This window comes from Amycolatopsis roodepoortensis (assembly GCF_014873915.1).
Taxonomy (GTDB): domain Bacteria; phylum Actinomycetota; class Actinomycetes; order Mycobacteriales; family Pseudonocardiaceae; genus Amycolatopsis; species Amycolatopsis roodepoortensis.
Window position 1 is genome coordinate 1,180,050 of sequence record NZ_JADBEJ010000004.1, and the last position, 19,472, is coordinate 1,199,521.

General features: G+C 67.6%; 22 protein-coding genes and 1 tRNA gene. 14 read left to right on the forward strand and 9 right to left on the reverse strand.

Features of this window, described 5'->3' with window-relative positions; genetic code table 11:
• Window positions 1–201: 201 nt before the first annotated feature.
• From glp to H4W30_RS16300, 4 genes are all read left to right on the forward strand, one after another.
• Window positions 202–1,473, forward strand: a complete 1,272-nt coding sequence (gene glp, locus H4W30_RS16285; RefSeq protein WP_192743570.1) for a molybdotransferase-like divisome protein Glp — start codon at window positions 202–204, stop codon at window positions 1,471–1,473.
• Window positions 1,473–2,144 carry a GNAT family N-acetyltransferase gene (locus H4W30_RS16290; RefSeq protein WP_126736877.1) on the forward strand — a complete coding sequence of 224 codons (672 nt, stop codon included), beginning with the start codon at window positions 1,473–1,475 and terminating at the stop codon, window positions 2,142–2,144. Before glp ends, H4W30_RS16290 begins: the two co-directional genes overlap by 1 nt.
• A gap of 161 nt (window positions 2,145–2,305) precedes the next feature.
• Complete coding sequence (gene sepX, locus H4W30_RS16295) at window positions 2,306–3,127, forward strand: divisome protein SepX/GlpR (protein WP_192743571.1); 822 nt, start codon at window positions 2,306–2,308, stop codon at window positions 3,125–3,127.
• A 72-nt stretch (window positions 3,128–3,199) separates the two neighbouring features.
• Window positions 3,200–3,272, forward strand: a tRNA-Ala gene (locus H4W30_RS16300).
• 78 nt (window positions 3,273–3,350) lie between these two features.
• Here the strand turns inward: H4W30_RS16300 and H4W30_RS16305 are convergent.
• The 9 genes from H4W30_RS16305 to H4W30_RS16340 form a co-directional block, all read right to left on the reverse strand.
• The gene (locus H4W30_RS16305) at window positions 3,351–4,565 is read right to left on the reverse strand and encodes a site-specific integrase (protein ID WP_192743572.1); all 1,215 of its coding nucleotides are present in this window, start codon (window positions 4,563–4,565) and stop codon (window positions 3,351–3,353) included.
• Window positions 4,565–4,747 (reverse strand): excisionase family DNA-binding protein, encoded by a 183-nt coding sequence (locus tag H4W30_RS16310; protein ID WP_192743573.1) that lies wholly within the window; start codon window positions 4,745–4,747, stop codon window positions 4,565–4,567. Before H4W30_RS16310 ends, H4W30_RS16305 begins: the two co-directional genes overlap by 1 nt.
• 10 nt (window positions 4,748–4,757) lie before the next feature.
• Complete coding sequence (locus tag H4W30_RS16315) at window positions 4,758–6,422, reverse strand: replication initiator (protein WP_378233003.1); 1,665 nt, start codon at window positions 6,420–6,422, stop codon at window positions 4,758–4,760.
• Window positions 6,419–8,002: an FtsK/SpoIIIE domain-containing protein gene (locus tag H4W30_RS16320; protein WP_192743575.1), complete on the reverse strand. Its 1,584-nt coding sequence runs from the start codon at window positions 8,000–8,002 to the stop codon at window positions 6,419–6,421. The genes H4W30_RS16315 and H4W30_RS16320 overlap by 4 nt, the downstream gene beginning before the upstream one ends.
• A 329-nt stretch (window positions 8,003–8,331) precedes the next feature.
• Entirely contained in the window at window positions 8,332–8,640 is a 309-nt protein-coding gene (locus H4W30_RS44715) for a helix-turn-helix domain-containing protein (protein ID WP_378233005.1), read from the reverse strand.
• On the reverse strand, window positions 8,630–8,887 hold the full coding sequence (locus H4W30_RS16325) for an AMED_5909 family protein (protein ID WP_192743576.1): 258 nt from the start codon (window positions 8,885–8,887) through the stop codon (window positions 8,630–8,632). The genes H4W30_RS44715 and H4W30_RS16325 overlap by 11 nt, the downstream gene beginning before the upstream one ends.
• On the reverse strand, window positions 8,887–9,201 hold the full coding sequence (locus H4W30_RS44720; protein ID WP_378233007.1) for a helix-turn-helix domain-containing protein: 315 nt from the start codon (window positions 9,199–9,201) through the stop codon (window positions 8,887–8,889). Before H4W30_RS44720 ends, H4W30_RS16325 begins: the two co-directional genes overlap by 1 nt.
• The gene (locus H4W30_RS16335) at window positions 9,182–9,439 is read right to left on the reverse strand and encodes a hypothetical protein (RefSeq protein ID WP_192743578.1); all 258 of its coding nucleotides are present in this window, start codon (window positions 9,437–9,439) and stop codon (window positions 9,182–9,184) included. Before H4W30_RS16335 ends, H4W30_RS44720 begins: the two co-directional genes overlap by 20 nt.
• A 303-nt stretch (window positions 9,440–9,742) precedes the next feature.
• Window positions 9,743–10,216, reverse strand: coding sequence for a hypothetical protein (locus H4W30_RS16340; protein ID WP_192744128.1), 474 nt, complete (start codon window positions 10,214–10,216; stop codon window positions 9,743–9,745).
• 152 nt (window positions 10,217–10,368) lie between these two features.
• Here H4W30_RS16340 and H4W30_RS16345 point away from each other — a divergent pair, with 152 nt between their 5' ends.
• The 10 genes from H4W30_RS16345 to H4W30_RS16390 all read left to right on the forward strand — a co-directional run bounded on the left by H4W30_RS16345 (window position 10,369) and on the right by H4W30_RS16390 (window position 19,453).
• Window positions 10,369–11,178, forward strand: a complete 810-nt coding sequence (locus H4W30_RS16345; protein ID WP_192743579.1) for a GntR family transcriptional regulator — start codon at window positions 10,369–10,371, stop codon at window positions 11,176–11,178.
• A gap of 808 nt (window positions 11,179–11,986) precedes the next feature.
• Complete coding sequence (locus H4W30_RS16350) at window positions 11,987–12,331, forward strand: hypothetical protein (protein ID WP_192743580.1); 345 nt, start codon at window positions 11,987–11,989, stop codon at window positions 12,329–12,331.
• A gap of 84 nt (window positions 12,332–12,415) precedes the next feature.
• Complete coding sequence (locus H4W30_RS16355) at window positions 12,416–14,746, forward strand: helix-turn-helix domain-containing protein (RefSeq protein WP_192743581.1); 2,331 nt, start codon at window positions 12,416–12,418, stop codon at window positions 14,744–14,746.
• A 121-nt stretch (window positions 14,747–14,867) separates the two neighbouring features.
• Window positions 14,868–15,836 (forward strand): hypothetical protein, encoded by a 969-nt coding sequence (locus tag H4W30_RS16360; protein ID WP_192743582.1) that lies wholly within the window; start codon window positions 14,868–14,870, stop codon window positions 15,834–15,836.
• Window positions 15,833–16,159 (forward strand): hypothetical protein, encoded by a 327-nt coding sequence (locus H4W30_RS16365; protein WP_192743583.1) that lies wholly within the window; start codon window positions 15,833–15,835, stop codon window positions 16,157–16,159. The genes H4W30_RS16360 and H4W30_RS16365 overlap by 4 nt, the downstream gene beginning before the upstream one ends.
• Window positions 16,156–16,875 (forward strand): ESX secretion-associated protein EspG, encoded by a 720-nt coding sequence (locus H4W30_RS16370; RefSeq protein ID WP_192743584.1) that lies wholly within the window; start codon window positions 16,156–16,158, stop codon window positions 16,873–16,875. Before H4W30_RS16365 ends, H4W30_RS16370 begins: the two co-directional genes overlap by 4 nt.
• Before the next feature lie 34 nt (window positions 16,876–16,909).
• Window positions 16,910–17,257: a YbaB/EbfC family nucleoid-associated protein gene (locus tag H4W30_RS16375; protein ID WP_126736865.1), complete on the forward strand. Its 348-nt coding sequence runs from the start codon at window positions 16,910–16,912 to the stop codon at window positions 17,255–17,257.
• Window positions 17,254–17,571, forward strand: coding sequence for a WXG100 family type VII secretion target (locus H4W30_RS16380; protein ID WP_192743585.1), 318 nt, complete (start codon window positions 17,254–17,256; stop codon window positions 17,569–17,571). The genes H4W30_RS16375 and H4W30_RS16380 overlap by 4 nt, the downstream gene beginning before the upstream one ends.
• Window positions 17,568–18,329 carry a hypothetical protein gene (locus H4W30_RS16385; RefSeq protein ID WP_192743586.1) on the forward strand — a complete coding sequence of 254 codons (762 nt, stop codon included), beginning with the start codon at window positions 17,568–17,570 and terminating at the stop codon, window positions 18,327–18,329. Before H4W30_RS16380 ends, H4W30_RS16385 begins: the two co-directional genes overlap by 4 nt.
• A gap of 11 nt (window positions 18,330–18,340) precedes the next feature.
• Window positions 18,341–19,453, forward strand: a complete 1,113-nt coding sequence (locus H4W30_RS16390) for a serine hydrolase domain-containing protein (protein ID WP_192743587.1) — start codon at window positions 18,341–18,343, stop codon at window positions 19,451–19,453.
• The last annotated feature ends 19 nt before the right edge of the window (window positions 19,454–19,472 follow it).

The window sequence follows — 19,472 nt, forward strand, 5'->3', positions numbered from 1 at the left end:
CGCCCACATGGTCAGGTTAGGCTTCACGCCTATGACAGGCGCAGCGACCACCCCGGCGGCACGGACCACGAGGAGCTTGCCCGATCGGGCGATTTCCGCGGCTTCGGACCGCATCACTCCTGGTAACGGTGGTGAACTTCAGTTCACCGACGGGCCTTCATCGCGTGCCTGGTCGAACGAACGGATCGAGATCCCCCAGTCATGACGGAGCCCATCGCCGAAGCGGCCGAGACCGAAGATGCGGGACAGTTCCGTTCCGTCGAGGATCAGATCGCGCTGACCCTGGACGCCGCGGTGCGCCCGCGCCCGGTCCGGGTCGCCATCTCCGAGGCCCAAGGCCTCCTGTGCGCCGAAGAGGTCGTCGCCGAACACGCGCTGCCCGGTTTCGACCAGGCCGCCGTCGACGGCTACGCGGTACGAAGCGTCGACGTCCGCGCCGCGGGCCAGGAGCCCGTGCAGCTGCCGGTGGTCGGCGAGATCGCCGCCGGTTCCCGCCAGCCGCGGCGGTTGCAGCCCGGCCAGGCCGTGCGGGTCGACACCGGCGCGCCGCTGCCCACGCTCGCCGACGCCGTCGTCCCGACCGCCTACACCGACGGCCACCAGGCCAAGGTCACCGTGCACAAGTCCGTGCCGTCGGCGGCCTACGTGCGCCGGACCGGCGAAGACGTGCAGATCGGCGACGTCGCCGTGCGCAAGGGCGACACCATCGGCTCGGCCCAGGTCGGCCTGCTCGCCGCGGTCGGCAGGGCGAAGGTCCTGGTCTACCCGCGGCCCCGGGTTTCGATCGTTTCCGTGGGCGACGAACTGGTCGACATCGACCGCACGCCGTCGGTCGGACAGGTCTACGACGTCAACTCCTACGCGCTGTCCGCGGCCGCGCGGGACGCCGGCGCCGAGGTGAGCCGCGTCGGCATCGTGCCCGGCGACCCGAAACGGCTGCGGGAGGTCGTCGAAGGGCGCCTGCTGATGTCGGAGATCGTCGTCGTCGCGGGCGGCGCCGGCGGAAGCGCGGGCGACGAGGTGCACGCGGCGCTGTCGGACCTCGGCCACATCGACATGACGCGCGTCGCCATGCACCCCGGTTCCGTGCAGGGCTTCGGCAGGCTCGGACCCGATTCGGTGCCGACGTTCCTCATCCCCGGCAACCCGATGAGCGCGCTGGTCGTGTTCGAGGTCCTGGTCCGCCCGCTGATCCGCGCCGCGCGCGGCACCCGCAACCCGCACCGCCGCATCGTCGGCGCGCGGCTGCTCTCCCCGATCACCTCGACCAAGGGACGCAAGGGTTTCCTGCGCGGCCAGCTGCTGCGTGACGAGGGCAACGGCGAATACCTGGTGCAGCCGCTCGGCACCTCCGGCGCGCATCTGCTCGCCTCACTGGCCGAGGCGAACTGCCTGATCAACATCGACGAAGACCTCACCGAGGTCGCCGCGGGCGAGCAGGTCAAGGTGACCTTCCTGGCCCAGCGGGCGTAATGGGCGCACCGATTTCCGGCGTCGCGTATCCGATCGAGAGCAGGCATCCGGGCTGGCCCGCGAAGCTGGGCCCGCTCCGGGTGCCCGCCGGGATCCTCGCCGTCCGGCCGGTCCGGCTGCGGGACGCCGGCGACTGGAGCCGCGTCCGGCTGCGGGACCGCGAACACCTCGAAATGTGGGAACCGACCGGCGTCGGACCGTGGCCGGAGCGCAACGCGTACTGGTCGTGGCCGTCCCAATGGCTGGCGCTGCGCGGCCTCGCCAGGCGCGGGCAATGTCTCCCGTTCACCATCACGGTGGATGGACGCTTCGCCGGGCAGATCACTGTGGGTAACGTCATCCGGGCGTCGCTCCGGTCGGCCTGGATCGGCTACTGGGTGTCGTCGGACATCGTCCGCGGCGGCGTCGCGACCGGCGCCGTCGCCCTCGTCACCGACCACGTCTTCGACTTCGGCGGACTGCACCGGCTCGAAGCGACCGTCCGCCCCGAAAACACCCCCAGCCTGCGGGTTCTCGCCAAAGCGGGCTATCGGCAAGAGGGTCTTTTCGAGCGTTACCTCGATGTCGCGGGCGGCTGGCGGGACCATTTCTGCTACGCCGTCACCAAGGAGGAGACCGGTGACGGACTGGTCTCGCGGCTCGTCGCGAAGGGCCTCGCGGAGCGCGTTTGACCCCGTCACCGGGTCGTTCCGGTGACCGCGTTACCACAAGCTGTGAGATTCACCTAATTTGGTGATGCATTTTCCGTGATCGAAACCGGCGAGTCTGCGCGGCGTGTGTGACTGTTGTGGCTAGCGTGACTACAGCAGTGGATCGGGGGAGGTGACGGGAGATGCCCAGTTCGGTGATCATCGTCGCGCTCGCAGCGGCATGGCTCGTCGTTCTCGTGCCCATGGTCGCCCGCAAGCGCCAGCAGGTCGCACGGACGACGGACTCGGCCTTGGCGGCGCGAGTCGTGCGGAGCGGGAGCACACGCCACGAGGGACCGGAGGAGTTCGCGATGGCGGAAAACACGGAACCATCGGTTGAAGACGACCTGGCCGAACTCGAGGCGGAGCTCGACGCCGACCTCGAAGACGAGGCACCGGAGGCCGAGCCGCTTCCCCAGCCCTCGCGCCCGGCCCGGCCCGAAAGAGAACGCCAGAGCACCGGCTACCGGCCAGGCCGGGGCGGATTCGACCCGGAGGCGGCGGACATCGCCGCGCGCGCCAAATACGCGTTCCGGCAGCGGATCGTCATCGCTCTCCTGGTGCTGGTGGTCACCACCGCGGCCGTCGCCGGCTTCCTGACCCCGACGGTCTGGTGGGCCAACGGTGTGGTCGACGCCGTCCTCATCGGCTACCTCGTGTACTTGCGCCGTCAGGTCCGCATCGAGAACGAGATCCGGCAGCGCCGCCTCGCCCGCTTCAACAGCACCCGCGCCCCGCGCCGCCCGGCGGTCGACGATGACGAGGAAACCCACGAGTCCCGCGAGTCCCGTGAGGACATCGAGGTCGTCGCCACCGAACGCCCGGCCGTCGTGGAACGCAAACCGTCCCCGATGTCCCGCCTTCGGCGCCAGGCCGTCGTCGTCGACCTCGACGACGAGGACCCGGCCTTCCACGAGCTCGACGAGCCCGGGACCAGGCCTTTCCGACGGGCCTCCGGAGAGTGACCCCCCTGCGTTCGAGGCTCCGGAGCCACTGCTAAGCTCATGGAGCCTCAAACGCAGGGGCAAGCTTTACCAGGGGCTGTAGCGCAGTTGGTAGCGCGTCTCGTTCGCATCGAGAAGGTCAGGGGTTCGATTCCCCTCAGCTCCACAGCAGCTCAAAGGCCCTTCCCAGGGAATCGGGAAGGGCCTTTTTGCTACCCGTACAGCAGCAAAGTACAGCAGCAGGTCATTGCAAGCTGTCTCCGAGTTTCTTGAGCGCCGCCCGCGTCTGGTCCGACGAAATCTCGGTGTAGATCTCCATCGTCACCGCGAACTGAGCGTGCCGGAGAATCCGCATCGCGACCCGAGGGTGCACGTCGAGATCCGCCAGCAGCGACCCGCAGGAGCGACGACCATCGTGCACGGTGATGTACCGGACGCCCGCCTTCCTGCATCGCGTCGCCCACGACCGAAGGAAGTTACGCGGCTCGATCGGCGTGCCGTGCTCGGTCGTGAACACGAGACCGCTGTCTAGCCAGGCGTCAGCCTTCTCCTTGTCCCTCTCCCGACGCTCCAGCCGCAGCTTCAACGCGGTTGTGACGATGTCGATCAGGGGCATGGTGTCGTCAGACGTCGGTGTCTTCGTCTGGCGATGGAGAAGCTTCTTCTGAACCCTTTGCAACTGCCAGGAGATGTCCAGCTCCGACGTTTCGAAGTTGATCGCCTCGTCCGGAAGGCCGAGCACCTCGCCCTCACGCATGCCCATGATCAGAACGAGGGCATACGCCGCGTACAGCGGATCGTTCTCGGCCTTGGCCGACTCCAGGAATCTCCGAGCCTCATCACTGGACCACCGTTGCCGCTTCGGCTTTCGGAGAGTCGGCAGGGTCACAAGCGCCACCACATTTCGGCTGATCAACTCTTCGCGACATGCGTAGTTCAACGCGCTACGCAGGCAGTCCCGAATGTCTTTGATCGTGCGACCTGACGGTGCTTGCTCACAGCATCGCCCGAGCGCGCAACACCGCTGCTTGGCCCGCGACCTACGGGCATCCTTCCCCTGTGCACAGCACTGGCACACCGAAGGCAACTTGTTGACCCACTTCTGTGCCTCACGAAGTTGCAGACGGTCAAGACGCTTGTCTCCCAAGAACGGAGCGATGTACAGCCGAACGAAAAGCTCATAGTTCACGTACGTCTTGGGCGCCCGGTTCGGCCGGATGACCTCCTCAAGCCAGTAGTTCAGATACGGCCCCAGGTTCGGAACCCGAGTCGCGACAGGCCCCTTCTTTGCCTCCTGATGCAGCTTCAACCACTTGTCGTGAACTTCCTCGCGCGTCTTCCCGTAAACGTATTTGCGCTTCCGATCCCCGCTAGGAGTCGTGACCCACACGTAGGCGGCGAAACCGTTACGGTGGGGGTAAATCGAGCCTTCCCCGTCAGCACGTGCCTTTCCAGTCATCAGGCAGCCTCCGCCACTCGATCGTTGATGTACTGATCAACCCATTCAGGAAGAATCCGCCGGTTATGACCGTCCTTAACGGACCGAATCTGACCAGTGGCAACCAGCATTTTTGTCTTCGACAGTCCGTAGCCCAGCATCTCCGCCACCTCAGCGACGGTGTGCCATTTACGCGTGATCATCAGTTCCCCCTTACGCCGCTTGCCGAGTTGCCGAAGTTTCCAGCCCGTCACCGGGTGGGCCTTGTGCGGCCAGTAGCGCCCGGTCGTACTCGGCCCGCCAGGTGATCCGCTCAGCGATGGCGCGCATCACCAGGTGATCCCTCGGTGGACAGTGGGTGTCGCCGGGTTCGACCTTGCGCCAGACGAATCGATCCGGCGACGGTTCCTCTTTCACCACTCCGATATCGGCCAGCGCGGACACCACGAACGCTTTCCGGTCCGCCTTGTGATCGGCCACGGTCTTGCCCGACCACTTCCGCGACACCAGCACCCGCCGCCCAGGAAGCCCGAGCGTCGTTCGACGATGAGCGCGTCCCTTGCAGTGTCCGGGGACGGTCTTTCCGTTGGCTCCCTTGGGGTTGATGCCGTACAGCAGCCACACCGCGCACCGAGGCGAACACGGAGTCACCGACAGTTCCGCGTGAAGCCGGTCGTGGTGATCCCGCTGCGCGGGGGTGTCCGCGTCGACCACCTCACCCGTGGATTTCGTCAGGTACTTGGTGAGGTAGCCGATGTGACGCCCGGATTCCTCCGTACCGCCGAGAATGCCCTTAGAGTGCACCTGACGGCCGAACGTGACCACGTGCGCGGGTTCCTCCACCGCCTCCCGTGCCTCCTCGAACGACGGCAGCGGAGCGCGGGTGTCCGGGTCCACGAACGTCCGGGAATCCATGTCCCACAACGGTTCCCGGTCGTTGTAGACGATCTCGTCATGGTTGGGCCACCACACCTGGTGATAGGTGGCCTCCGTGACCATCCGGATCACCTCGTGCGAGATGGAGCCCCGTAGGGCGGTGTGCAGGTGCGGAGCCGCCCGCCGTTGGGGTTCCACGGTGGCGAAGTACTGCACATCCCAGCCGACCACGCGCCGCAGGTTCTGCCACCAGCGATCCACCAGGGCCGAGAAGTGCACCGCGTCCCGAGCCGCCCGCCGGTAGTCGTACGTCGACGGGTTCACCGGCGAACCATCGGACCGCACCGGGCCGTAGGTGTCGCAGGTGAGCGTGACGAACATCGACGGCCGGAACCGCCCCGCGTACTCCCGCCCCACGGTGGTCTTGGCGACCTTGCGGCGTGGCAGGTTCGGCGCGTCCTGCCGCCGCTTGGTCGACCGCTTCACCGGACGCTTCTCCGGGACGTCGAGAGCGGGCAGGCGCCCCGTCATCCCGGACGCCCGCAGTTCCTCGTCCACCGTCGCGACCTCCGCGCGCAGTTCCTCCGCCTCGACCTCGTCACCTGCCGCCATCGCGTCCCGGTAGTGGGCGGCCAGGTCAGCCCGGAACTCCAGCAGCTCCGTTTGGGTCTCCGAGGGTGCCTCTCGTTCGATGACGGGTTCCTCGGTCATGTGCCAGCCCTCACGGCACTGCGCCTGACGAAGCGCTTTTGCCTTGCGAGCGCAGGGAAGGCACACCGATTCGACCGTCGATCCACAGGGCACGGGCACGTAGCGGATCTCGCCGGTTTCGGTGTCTCCGACCTCCATCGTGAAGGGCCGGACACACACGCCGTGCTTTTCCGCAGTGGCCTTCACGACCTCCGCAGAGAGCGCCCCGCGGCTTGCCCTGACCCCTACTCCATTCGGGGGTGCCGGCCGCGCGACCGCACCCGCTTCTACCTGCGAATCTGTGGTGGTCATGCCGTCCCCCTCTCGCCGCGCCGCTCTGACAGGTGCACCACCGAGGCGCCACCGTTGGTGACGTAGTGCTCCAGGTGCTTGACGGTCTGATCGGACACCCATCCGGCGCGGACCCGCAGCGGTTCGCGGATGCCCTCACCCCACACGTAGCCGACGCCGGGCGAATCCTCCGTGATCCGGTTGGCCCACGCCCCGCGCTCATAGGCGCCGTCGCCCAGCACCATCGGAACCTGCGACTTCGAGGTCACCCGCAGCGCCACCCGCCGGGGCAGCAACTCCCGCACCGGAACGGTTTCCTTCGTCGGCTCCTGCACATACCCGCGCACCGTGAACAGCAGCGCACGGCCTTGTGTCGCCAGGATCGCCACCCGCTCCACAATGGCCTCACGGGTCTTGCGGTCGGTGTAGCGGGTCAGAGCGCCGATCTCATCGAACTCCAGCAACTCCAACGGATACTCCGTCGAGAGCGGCACCTCACGCGTGTGCCCGGCGAAGACGCGCTTACGGTTCTCCAGCTCATCAATCAGCGCGTCCAGAATGGCCAGAGCCTCCTTACCGCTCTGGCCATAGCGGGTGAAGATCCCACGCCCGTAGGACAGCTCCATCGCTTTCGGGTCGATCCCCGACAGACGCACCAGGCCCGCGCGGATCGCCGGAGCGGCCGACACCAGCGGCGACCACATCACCGACCCCTTACCCGCGCCGGTCGCACCAGCCACAAGCGTGTGCGCGCCACGGCCCATCAACGGCACCGTCCACGCCGTCCCGTACTCCGTCGACCCCGCGTACACCGCCCGCAGATCCACCCCCGAGCCATCCGTGGCCAGCAGCTCCGGAACCGGCAGGCACGACACCGGCGCCTCCAGCAGATCCCGGCGCATGAAATCGATGGACACCACATTGGGTTCCAGCTCCCGCACCTGACACCGCTGAACCTTGCGCGCCACCGCCAGCTCCCGCGCGACCTCATCGAAGTCTTCCGGCTTCTGCCCCGGAACCAGCCGCACGCGGACCTCATCCCACGACGGGCCGGAGCGCACCGACAGCAGTTTCGGCACCGCCACCCCGGATGCCTGACGGGCCTTCGCGACCGCCTCACGCTTACGCCGACGAGATACCAGGTTCACCGTCACGTCGACGGGAATCGCGTCATCGCGCACCGTCAAGCCGCAGGCGTGCAGCCAACCGGCGAGCTTGCGACCGTAGAGCGCCCAGCGCAGCCACCACGCCCGCAGCCAGCGCCCGCACCACTGGTCATAGCCCACCGCATCCCAGCGCCACCACACCAGCAGCACAGCCGCCAGCACGCCGACCGTGACGACGAGGGACACCCAGCCCAGCCACGTGCACCAGGCCCACAACCCCAGCAGCGCCAGGCAAGTACGCCAGTGCGTCACCAGTTGCCGAACAACCCAGCCGACCGCCCGCAGCAGGCCCCACAGCGCCACGCCGAGCACCGCCAATGCGGCCAGCGCCTCAAACACCGCTGCCAGGGCACGGCCGACCTTGGCCAGCACCCACAGCACCACCGCCAGGCCGCCACCCACGGCAAGGGTGGTCATGATCTCCTGCGCGTTCATCACCGACCACCCCGCAGACCAGCGGCGGGAACCACGATCGGCAGCGGCAGCATCCCCATGCACGGGGCGCACTTTTCCTCACCCGGCAGCAGCCGAGCGAACCGTTTGCATTCCGTACAGCGCGTTCGGGTGACCCCCGTTGACTCGCACTGCTTGGCATCATTTATCTTCTTCATTGTTCACTGCTCCAGTGGACAGGCGCAGAACCGGAACAGGTTGGTAGCCAAGGGCCGGTTCTGCGTTTTAAGGGACACTTTTAGCCACGTGGGGACGTGTTTGTGTGCCACACGTCCCCACGTGCGTTTTATTCGGATATTGACTTTTTGGACCTAAGAAGCCGCTCCGCGTCCTCGAATTTGAACGCCCTCAGCCAGCAGAACCCGACGGGTTTGTCCGTAGCTCATGCCGTACATGGCGGCCACTTGGTGGATCGTCCGGCCGTTGTTATAGGCGTTGACCATGCCTGGTGGTGTTGCGGGTAGCCGGGGACCGGGGGGCCGAATCTCCACGTTCGCGCCGATGAGTGCGTCGCGCACGGCCGAATAACTGAGCGAGTATCGAGCGGCTAAGTCTTTGAACGACCTCCCTTTCGTGTAGTGGTCGGCAAGTTCTGCCACCACCGCAGGCTCAAGCAACATCGGCGGATTCCGCCTTTCGAGCCTGAATCTGCGCCGCCAATTCCTCCGCCTTGTTTTCTTCGTAGTTCACCCAGTACCGGAGTTCGTGGTGGTGCCACCGATCGATATCGGACACCTCGCGGTACATCCGCGCATTCGTCTTGTGCCACTTCAGCCACGTGGCCTGATTCGCGCCCGGCAGAGGGCGGGTCGACGCGGCGACTGCGTGTGCATCCTTGAGCGTCTGAGGCGCTTTAGAGTCGGCCATCACGCCTCCCTCTTTGCCGCGCGATACTCCTGCTCCCGGACAACCCAGTTGAACAGTTGATCTCGCGGCATTTCCAAGGCATCCGCCAGACGCATGATCGTGGGAACGTACGTCAGATGCCTCACGCCGCGCTCAATCTGGCTCAACGTGGACACGCCCATGCCAGCCTTGTTCGCGGTCTTCTGGAGAGTCCAGCGATGCCGTAGCCGAACGCGCGACACCAGTACCCCGAGTGGCACATATCGTCCTTGGTCAACGTCCGGCGTCTTGACTGGTACCAACGTTTTCGGCGCCCTAGTCGTTTGCAGCATCATCGTTCTCCTGCCGCGTGCTTGCCGCGTGCTTGGCGAGAAATACCGCCAGTTCGTCCGCTCCGTCCCGCACTTCCCGAAGCAGGCGGATGAACTCCGGCCACATAGCCGGGTCCGCTGGAGGCAGAATCGCCAGGCTGTCCGGATCGAGATAGATCACCAAGGCCGGATTCGCCGAACCATTCCCCTGCATTCCCGCGACCGCCTTCGGTCCCGGTTTCCACAGCGCGTTGAACGCCATCGTCCCGCCTTCCCTCGTTATGGGCGCGCGCCTCCCATTCGCGCGCGTCGTATTGGAACGCCTCAGCCGCCGACACAACCGCAGCGCGTACCCACCACGACAAACGGCCCTCAGCCGCCAGCGCCTTGAACGCGTCCGCGACCGCTTCGCAGGCCAACGACAACTCATGTGCCAGGCGCGCAGTCACCCCAGACGCCGCCCGGTCGCTCAGGTCACCAAACTTGCGGTAAGCCTGCTCCCAGGCCACGACCAGGGGCGGAGGGACCACAGCGAAGCTGAGCCCCGTCCGCACCCCGCCGACCATCACGCCGCCTTGGACGTTGCGTCACCAGTGCCCGCAGCGCCAGAACCAGCCCGAGCCGATTTCGAGCCGCCGCCCGCAGCAGCCGCCTTGAAGCCCGTCGCCCGGAACGCGTACGACTGGTACTTGTACTCGCCCTGACCAGCCACCTTCGGCTCAGCCGTCAGCCCTTCCAACTCGATCGGCCGCATCCCCGGCAGCACCTCCGACGTCGACGGCACCGGCTGAACATCCGCCAAGAACGTCACCTCGAACGAAGCCCGCTTCGCCTTCTCCTCACTCGGGTCAGTGACCGTTGCCTTCCACTGCCGCTTGCCGGTGATCTCGTCCACCCGCTGCCGCGCAGGCCGACCAGCCGCCTTGTCCTCCCGTGACTGGAACTCGTTATCCGGTGTCACGACTCCGACCAGGACCAACCCTTGCGGGAACGCCTCATCGAAGCTGATCGCGAACCTGTGACCCCTGCTGATTGCCATGTCTTGTCCCTTGCTCGTGCGGTGCCCGCCGTCCGGGCCTTCGGTTACGCCCATCGGGCCAACCTCGTATACGAGGTTAAACCTCGTATGTGAAGCTGTCAACATACGAGGTTCATGAGACACTGACCGACAACGCGCACAGGGAGGACGACATGTCAGAACTGATGTTCGGCGACCATCCGGAGTGGCCGGACAACGACGAGCCCCGCTACAAGCAGATCGCCAAGGAGTACCGGCAGAAGATCATTGACGGCGAGTTACAGGACGGCGCGAAGCTGCCGAGCGAAGCGCAGCTCTGCGAGATACACGACGTCTCGCCGATCACTGCGCGTTCCGCGATGCGCCAGCTTCGCGATTGGGGCTTCGCGAACGGGATCAAGGGCAAGGGCGTGTTCGTCCGCCGCCTCCAAAAGCTGACGCGGATAGCTCCGATGCGCTACTTCCGAGGGCAGCAGGCGCGCACGTACGTACGGGAGGCCGAGGCTGCCGACGTCGGGATGACGGTCGAGCACCACACGACCAAGACCACCGCGCCCGCCAACATCGCGGAACGTCTCGGTATCGAAAAGGGCGACCCCGTTACGTGCACGCGCTACTTCATCCGCATGGGCAATCCACCTCAGCCTGTCACCAGCAGCTACGCGTGGGAGCCTCTGGCCATCACCGGTGGAACTGAGATTGAGCTACCGCACGAAGGGCCGCACGCCGACAAGGGCGTAGCTGATCGGTTCGCCGCCATCAAGATCTACGTAAACCAGGTCGAGGAAGTGCTTGACATCCGTACTCCCACGGCCGAGGAAGCCAAGCTTCTCGACATTTCAGCCACTCGGCCGGTAGTCCAGATCACCCAGACCTTCCGCAAGGTCGAGGAGTGGGGGACCGACGATATCGCCGTCGAAACGGCCGACATTCTGTTCCCCGTCGACCGCTACGAGATGCGCTACGTCATGGAGATCCACTAAGCACCATGCAGCACTGAGCCCGGCTGGTTCTTCCGGCCGGGTTTTTTGCTGCCGAATTTGGCTCTATGGGATCAAGGCGCCGCCGTTGGCGGCGCGCGGGTCACCACCCGTCCGGCGGGCTACGCCCAAGAGGCGACGCCGGCCTCCCGCTCCGCTCCGGCAGGCGCCGCCGGGCGAGCCCGCCGCAGGGCAGCACCCGCAGCGCGCCGCCAACGACGACGGAGACCCCAGGAGCAACACGGCCCAATCACCCGACCCGCCTCATCGACGCGCAGTGGTCACCGGGGGCTCCCTCACCTCTCAGCGTCTTACGCCGAGCCGACCGCATCAAGGCGGGAAAGCGTGCCTTGACACGACCGACTCAGCGCAAGGCGTGGCGGTGACGAGGGGAACGGGGAAGAGCAGGTATCAGGGCACTCAGGCAGCCCATGAGGGGCCGGAGTGCGATAGATTCAGGGCGAGGCACAGAGCGCTGACCAGCGACGATGAGACTGCTGTACAGCAGCAAAGTACAGCAACCGCAGCGACCACGAGCGACCGTCACCAGCCTCTAAGGCCCTGGACATGACCTCAGCGACCTGGGGAAACGTCGCTGCCGACAGTTCGCATCGAGAAGGTCAGGGGTTCGATTCCCCTCAGCTCCACAGTTCGAAGGACCCGCACTCGGGCAGAGTGCGGGTCCTTTGCGTTTCACGCCACTCGACCAAGTCAGGTCACGGTATTGGTGTAGCAACCTGTTGAACCGTCGCAGCTTTCGACCGCGTCCTCCGGCACCGGGTCGGGATGGAAGTGCGTGACCTTGTCGCGGGTGACCCGGGTCGAAGCTGTCGACCTTCCTATCGCAATACGGCTGAATGGAATCGACGTCGAAGGAGCGCCTGATCCAGCTCACCCAGCTGAAGAACGGCGTCGCCGACTCGCCGTAGCGCTACGCGACATCGCCGGTCGTGACAATGCCTTCGATGACCTTGCTTTCGTTCAAGGCGGAGACGAAATCGCGCTGCTGAAGCGTAGGAAGCGTCTCGAACACAGAAGGTCAGAGCTAGGACCGATTCCACAGCATGCCGGCTTTCACTTGGAGAACCACCCTTTCCTTGCCGATTTCGTCAGTACACATGTCGCAATTGACGAATACGGAAGAGCGCATCACTGACCGGGCCCACCTGCTGCCGTTCGTGGCCGGTCCGCCACTAGGATGATCACCCGTCGCACAGCGGATCTGGGAGGGACGTCGCCTGTGGCCGGTCGGTTCGGCGTTCTCCTCCGCGACGCCCGCCGCCGGGCAGGTCTGACGCAGGAAGGCCTGGCCGCCCGCGCAGGCGTCGGGGTGCGAACCATCCGCCGTCTCGAAAACGGTGGGGGCACCGACCCTCGCGTCGGCACCGTGACGTTGCTCGCCGACGCCCTCGGCATCACCCCGCGCGAGCGCGCCGACCTCCTCGCCGCCGCCGACGGCAGGCAACCGGACGAGCCCGTCGAAGTGCCGTCCGAGGACGCCGGCGAGACACCGGTGGTTCCGGCCCCGTCCCTCGTCGTCGTTCCCGACGAGGTGTCCGAAGCGGCGGACCACCTGGCCACGATCATCGCCACCCGGCTCCGGCGCGAGGAGGAACTGCGCCGCGTGCACGATCCGTTCCCCCTGCCCGTTCGGTGGCGGACCGCCGCCGATCTCGCCGACCACTGGGACAACATCTGCCGCGTTCCGCACGGTATGACCGCCGCACCGCTCGACCTCTCTGGCGAGATCGGCGACATCGCGGACATCTACCGCGGCATCCCCTCACGGAAACTGGTGCTGCTCGGCCGCGCTGGAGCGGGCAAGACCGTGCTGACGCTCCGATTCGCGCTCGACGCGCTGGCCGTCCGGAATCGCGGCGGCGTCGTACCGGTGATCTTCACCATCGGTTCGTGGGACCCGACCACGACGCCGTTGCGAACCTGGCTCGTCGAAACGCTTCAGCGGGACCATCCCGGCCTCTCCGCCGAGGCACCCGGCGGCTCGACGCTGGCGGCCGTGCTGGTCGACACCGGGTACATCCTGCCCGTCCTCGACGGCTTCGACGAGATCGCCGAGGGCCTGCACCGGCCGGCGCTCGAAGCGCTCAACTCCCTCTCCGGACCGCTGTTCCTGACCAGTCGCTTCGACGAGTACGAGCGTGCGGTCACCAACGTCCACACGCTGACGTCGGCCGCCGTCGTCGAACTGACCGACCTCACCGTCGACGACCTCGCCGGCTACCTGCCCCGAACGGCACGGCGACTCACTCCCGGCGGCGCGGCCACGGCGTGGGATCCGGTCTTGGCCGCCTTGCGGGACACCGAAGCGCCTGCCGCGAACCTGGCCACGGTCCTGAAAACCCCGCTCATGATCGGGCTCGCCCGTACGGTCTACAGCGACTCGCGCGACCGCGATCCGGCGAGCCTGCTGGACATCGACCGCTTCCCGACGGCGCAGGCTCTCGAAGAGCATCTGCTCGACACCTTCGTCCCCACCGTCTGGGAAGCCGGCGACGTCCAGCAGCGCTGGGACCTCGAACAGGTCCGGCACTGGCTGGGCTTCCTCGCCGACGACCTCGACCGGCGGGACACCGGCGATCTCGAGTGGTGGCGGATGGGCGGCTCGCTGACGCGCCGGTCGCGTGTCCTCCTGGTGACCGCCTCCACCTGGCTGACCACGGCGCTCGTCATCTGGTTCGTTCTCTGCCCGCTCAATTCGCTCACTTCCGGGCTGCCGTTCCGGTTACCCGTCGTTCTCGTCGACGGGCTGGCCAGCGGGGCCGTGATCGCCGTTCCGTTCGGTCTGCTGTATTCGCTCCTGGTGGTCCGCAAGACCGGGCACCTCGAACCGACGCGCGTGCGGTTGCGGCTGTTCGACCGGCGGGCACGCCGTCCCCGCCTCCGGCGTAGGATCGCCGTCAGGTTCGCGGCGGGGGTGGCGGGCGGCGTGCTGGCGGCCGTCGTCATCACCTTCGTCGGTGTCTTCGTGCGGGCACTGTCGCCGGATCTCGTCGTCATCGACGATCTCGGTCATCTCCTCCGCCTGATCCTCATCGACATCATCGTTTTCGGGCTCGCCTTCGGCCCCGTCTGTGGCGGGTTGCTGGCGCTCCTCACCGTTCTCGAGGTACCCGCCAACCTGACCACCGCCACCAGCCCCGCCGACCTGCTCGCGGCGAACCGCTCGACCGTGCTGCGTGTCGTCGCGTTGTTCGCGCCGGTGTTCGCGATCGCGATCGGCCTCGGCGCCTTCGGGGCCGCTGCCGCGCTGGAAGACCTCACGGGGCCGTCCTTTCACCTCGTGAAGTCGTTCAGGGTCAGTGCTCTGCTCGGGCTCACCGCGGGACTCGTCACGGCCTCCGCGTACGTGATGACCTTCACCGCGTGGGGCCAGTGGCTGGTCTTCGCCCGCTTACGGCTCCCGCTCCTCCGCAAGCTGCCGTGGGCCGTCACCGCCTTCCTGGACGACGCGTACCGGCGAGGAATCCTGCGCCAGTCCGGCGCCGTCTACCAGTTCCGGCACGCCCGGCTGCAGCAACACCTCGCCAAGGCCTACCGCGCCCGGCGCTAGGGCCTTTTCGCAGCTCAGCACCACCGGCCGTAAATGGCCGCCGCTCGACCTTCCGGCTCCGGCACGCCCGCCGCCAGCATGGGTCGCGTCGACAAGCGGTCCGTGGGAAGGGGGAACCGGGGTGAGTGCCGAGACCGCGCCGGAGGGCGAGGTGCACTGGGAGGCCTACAGCCACGAAGAGCTGCACCGGATGCTGTGGCAGGACGCCGACGTCACGAACGTCAGCACGATCGCCTCGGACTGGTCCGGACACCGGGCGGCCTTGGTCAACCACGCCGAGGTGCTGCGCGAACAGCGCGCGGCGTTGCTGGACGGCTGGCGGGGCAGCGGCGCGGAGGAGGCGGCCGGGCGACTGCTCGTGCTCGCCGACCGGGTGGAGAAGATCGCGGAGCTCGCCCACGCCGGCGAGCGGGCCGCGCAACAGGCGGCCGACGCGCTGGCATGGGCCAGGGCCACGATGCCCGCCCCGGCGGACGACCCGGTCGCACCGATGACGAGCATGTTCCTGGACTGGACCTTCGGCGGAGCCGGTTTCAGCTTCTACGCCGCCACCGCCACGACCGACGTGCGGAAGCAGCGCGCCGTCCAAACGATGCGGACCTACGAGTCCAGCCTGACGAATTCGGGCAGGCTGATCGGTCGGGCACAGAGCACGATCCCGGCCGCGTCGACCACGCCGGGCGGTGGCGGCACCACGGCGAGCGCCTCACTGCCGGATGGCACCGCCCCGAGCGGGTCTTCGTGGCAGCGCCTCACCGGGTCCGGCGCGGTGGGACAAGGCCCGGCCGTCGGTGCCGGGACCACCGCCGGGCCTGGCGCCTTCGTGGGCCCCCTCGCGCACGGGGTGCGGGTGGGCACGGCGGCGCTGCCGGCCGGGTCCGGCGCGATGGTGGCGCGGGCGCCCGCCGAGCCGGCCGCGACGCGCACCGCCTCCGTGGGCCCGTTGGTTCCGCCTGGCACAGGCACGCACGGCCGGTCCGACGAGGACGACCACACGAACCAGCTGCCGACGATCGACCACGCGCTGTTCCCCCTCGCGGAACCCGCCAGTGAGGCGGTCATCGGTCTTCCCCAGCAGGAGTGGCGATGAGCGAGGGGCGGGGAATCGAAGTCGAACTGGAACTGCTCGACGCGCGCATCACGACGCTGGCCGACCTCGGCGATCTCACCGCCGATCTGGTGGGAACGGCGAGCAGGCTCGCGGATCGGCTGCCGTTGCTGGGAACCGCACCACCCGCCGCGCATCTGGCGAACCGGCTGCGGGAGGCCGCGGGCGGCTCCGGGCTCGCGGGCGAGATCAAGGCAGCGGAACGCGAAGTCAGGGAATACCAGCAGCTGCTCGCGTCCGCCAAGCGCAAGTACCAAGAACAGGACGAGCGATCCGGCGACGACCTCAGGGGGCGGACGTCATGACGACCATCGCCACCCCGCTCGACGAACACGGCCGCCGTTTCGAGCTCGTGGAGCTCGATCTGCTCGCGACGCACGCCGGGGCACCGCTGCCGTTCCCGTTGCGGATTCCGTCGTTCGGCCGGATCGCGGGCGAACGCGAGGCATCGCTCCGCGCCGCGGGCGGTTCGCTGACGGAGCGTGGCCTCGCCACGGCGGACGGACCAGCCGGCCTGGCCGCGGCTCTGGTCGCCGCGCTGCGCGGGTTCCACAGCTCGGTCGATCTGGTGCTGGCCCGCGACGGAATCTTGACGGGTTTCGCGGCCATGATCCACGAAGACCGAGCGATCCTGTGCGGACAGCCGCTCGGTGGCACACCGAGCCCGGTGACCGTCATGAGGGTCGCGTACGACGCATTGGCCGACACGCTCGCGGGGCTCCTCCCCGAGGTGCCTGCCGCACCGACCCTGCCGATCACCTTGCCGCCGGGAGCCACCGCTGACGACCCGGCCGTCGAAGCGCTCGCCGCCGTGCTGCCTTCGGTGGTGGGACGCGGCCAGCTCGGTGTAGTGCGCGGATCGGGCACCGAGAAGCGGCCACTCGAACTTTCCTGGCTGGACGCTCCTTCGGGGAGAGTACGGATCGATCACGACGACCGCGGCTGGGTGAGCGTCAACCCGTTGCGGCACAACGAACTCGTTCACGTGCTACGCGAAGCGGTGGCATCGGCCGCCGGATGACGACGCATTCCATCGAACAAGGAAGGGGAACACCATGGAGCCGGCACAATGGCTCGCCGACTACCGAGGCCGGCTCGAACGCGCCGCGGACGGCGCACGACAGGCCAGGGAGAGCCTCGAACAGGCGGGGGCGACGGCCCGTTCACCCCGGGGCGAGGTCACCGTCTCGGTCAACGCGGCGGGCGTGCTCGAAGATGTCGCGTTGACGCCCTTCGCGCGCAAACTCGAAGCCGACGCGCTCGCCGCGCTGATCGTGACCACCGCACGCGTGGCACAGCGTCTCGCCGGGGAACGGATGGCCGACGTGATGGCAGGGTATCTCGGCGACGGCCCGGCGCTCACCCAGCTCACCCGGCACCTCTCGCCGGAGGTCGTGCGATGACCGCGGAACGGTCCTACACCGTCGATCCCGGCCAGTTACGCCGGCACGCGGGCCGGCTCGCCGCGCACGCCGGCCAGTTGTCGTCGCTCGGCGCCGCACTGCCCGGCGAAATGCCGTCGGCTGCGCTCGGGCCGTTCGCGCAGTGCTTCACCGCGGGCATCGGCGCCGCGATGAACCGGACGAGGGAAGCGTTCGCCCACACGGCGTCGGTTTTGGACGACGTCGGTGACGGTATGCGGAGGGCGGCCGAGCTGTATCAGAGCACGGACGAAGGCCACGCCGCCCGCCTGAACCGCGACGGAGGCCCACTATGACGACGGCGGTGGAGATCAACACCGCCCTCGCCGACCTGCGTATCGCGCGGGATTCGGTCGGTGGCAAGGAATGGTTGTCCGCGGAGCTCAGCGGCGAGCCCGCTGTCTCGCTCGGCATGCTCGGCTCGACGGCGAGCCCGCTTTCGGCGCTGAGCAGCGCGGGGTGCGACTTCCTGACGCCGATGATCTCGTTCCTCGAAGAGCCGCTCGGGCAGCTTCGCGGCGAGCCGGGGTCGGTGTCGGCTCCCTCCGCCGAGCACGACAAGGGCGCGCAGGGCGCGAACTCCGTCGCCGAGGATTACGGCTCCACGACGGAGAACGAGACGAGCGAATGGTCCGGGGACGCCAAGCGGGACTACACCGCGACGGCGACGAAACTGGTCGAGGGGATCAAAACGGTCGCGGAGTCGGCGGCGACCAACGCGAAGGCGATGGTCGCCGCCGGAGAGGTGGTGGCGCAGGCCGTCGACATCGTCACCCGCCTGATCACCGAGGCCGTCGGGAAGATCGTGCCGATCATGACCAGGGCCATCGCGGCCGCGCCCGCGACGTTCGGGGCGAGTATCGCCGAGGCGATCCCGGAGTGCGTGGCGATCGCCGTCGAACACGGCGGCCGGATCGCGGCGAAACTGGGCGAATTGCTCGCCAGTGGCGAAAACCTCGTGAAATTGCTCGAAGGCGTCGCTGGTGTGCTCGACGTCGTCGAGAAGGGCCTCACCGCTATCGGTGACGCCTCCGCGAACTCCGGAAAAGACTGAGGGAGAAGAGAATGGGAACGAAGATCCAGCGGATCGCCGGTATCGCACTGGCCGTCGCGCTCGCCGTGCCGGTCGCGCCCGCGGTGGCGGCCGGGACCGGCGATCACGCCGCCACGCAAGCCGTACTCGATCGCTACCAGCGGAAGGTGGGCCCCGGCGCGGCCGTGCACGCCGGCGACGCCCAAGGCTCGTGGACCCTGTCGAGCGGCTCGGCCACCTCCCCCGGACAGCGGCCCATCACGGCGGGCGACCATTTCCGGATCGCCAGCCAGACCAAGACCTTCACCGCGGCCGTGGTGCTCCAATTGTTCGACGAGGGGCTCGTCGACCTCGACGCTCCCATCGAGAGGTACCTGCCCGGCGTCGTCACCGGGAACTACGACGGCACCGTCATCACCGTGCGCCGATTGCTCAACCACACGGCGGGCTTCCCCCACGACCCCGCCGGCGCGAAGACCAAGCCGGACGGCACGTTCGACCTGGCCGAGCTGGTGCGCGCCGCGATGGACGACAAGCCGGTTTCCGCGCCGGGCGCCTACCACTACTCCAACGTCGGCTACCTGGTGCTCGGCCTGCTGATCGAGAAGTTCACGGGCAAGTACGTCGGTGACGCGATCACCGAGCGGATCGTCGAACCGCTCGGATTGACCGGAACCTCGTTCCCGCCGCCGGGAAAGCGGACGCTCACCAGCCCGTACCTGCCCGGCTACCAGGGTTTCCAGCTCGGTGGCGGCTACTTCTGGGTCGATATGACGACCTCGTTCGAGCTCTCGAAGTGGAGTTCGTCGGCCGCGATGGAATCCACCTTGACGGATCTCGCGAAGTTCGGGCGTGCGCTCGTTTCCGGCGCTGTCGTCTCGCCGAAGGCCCTCGCCGAGATGCGCACCGTCGTGCCGTGGACGCCGGGCGCTCCCGCCGGATACGGGCTCGGGCAGTTCAGCATCCAGCTGTCCTGCGGCGGCGTGGCCTGGGGACACGACGGTGCCCTGCCGACCGGGCACGCGTCGCTCACGCTGACCACCGACGACGGCCGGTTCGCTTCGGTCGTGACCAACACGAACAAGTTCCCGACCGATCCGAGCGGTATCGACGTCGCCAACGCCGCCCTGTGCGAGGGGAGGTAGATCGGTGAGCCGGGTTGTA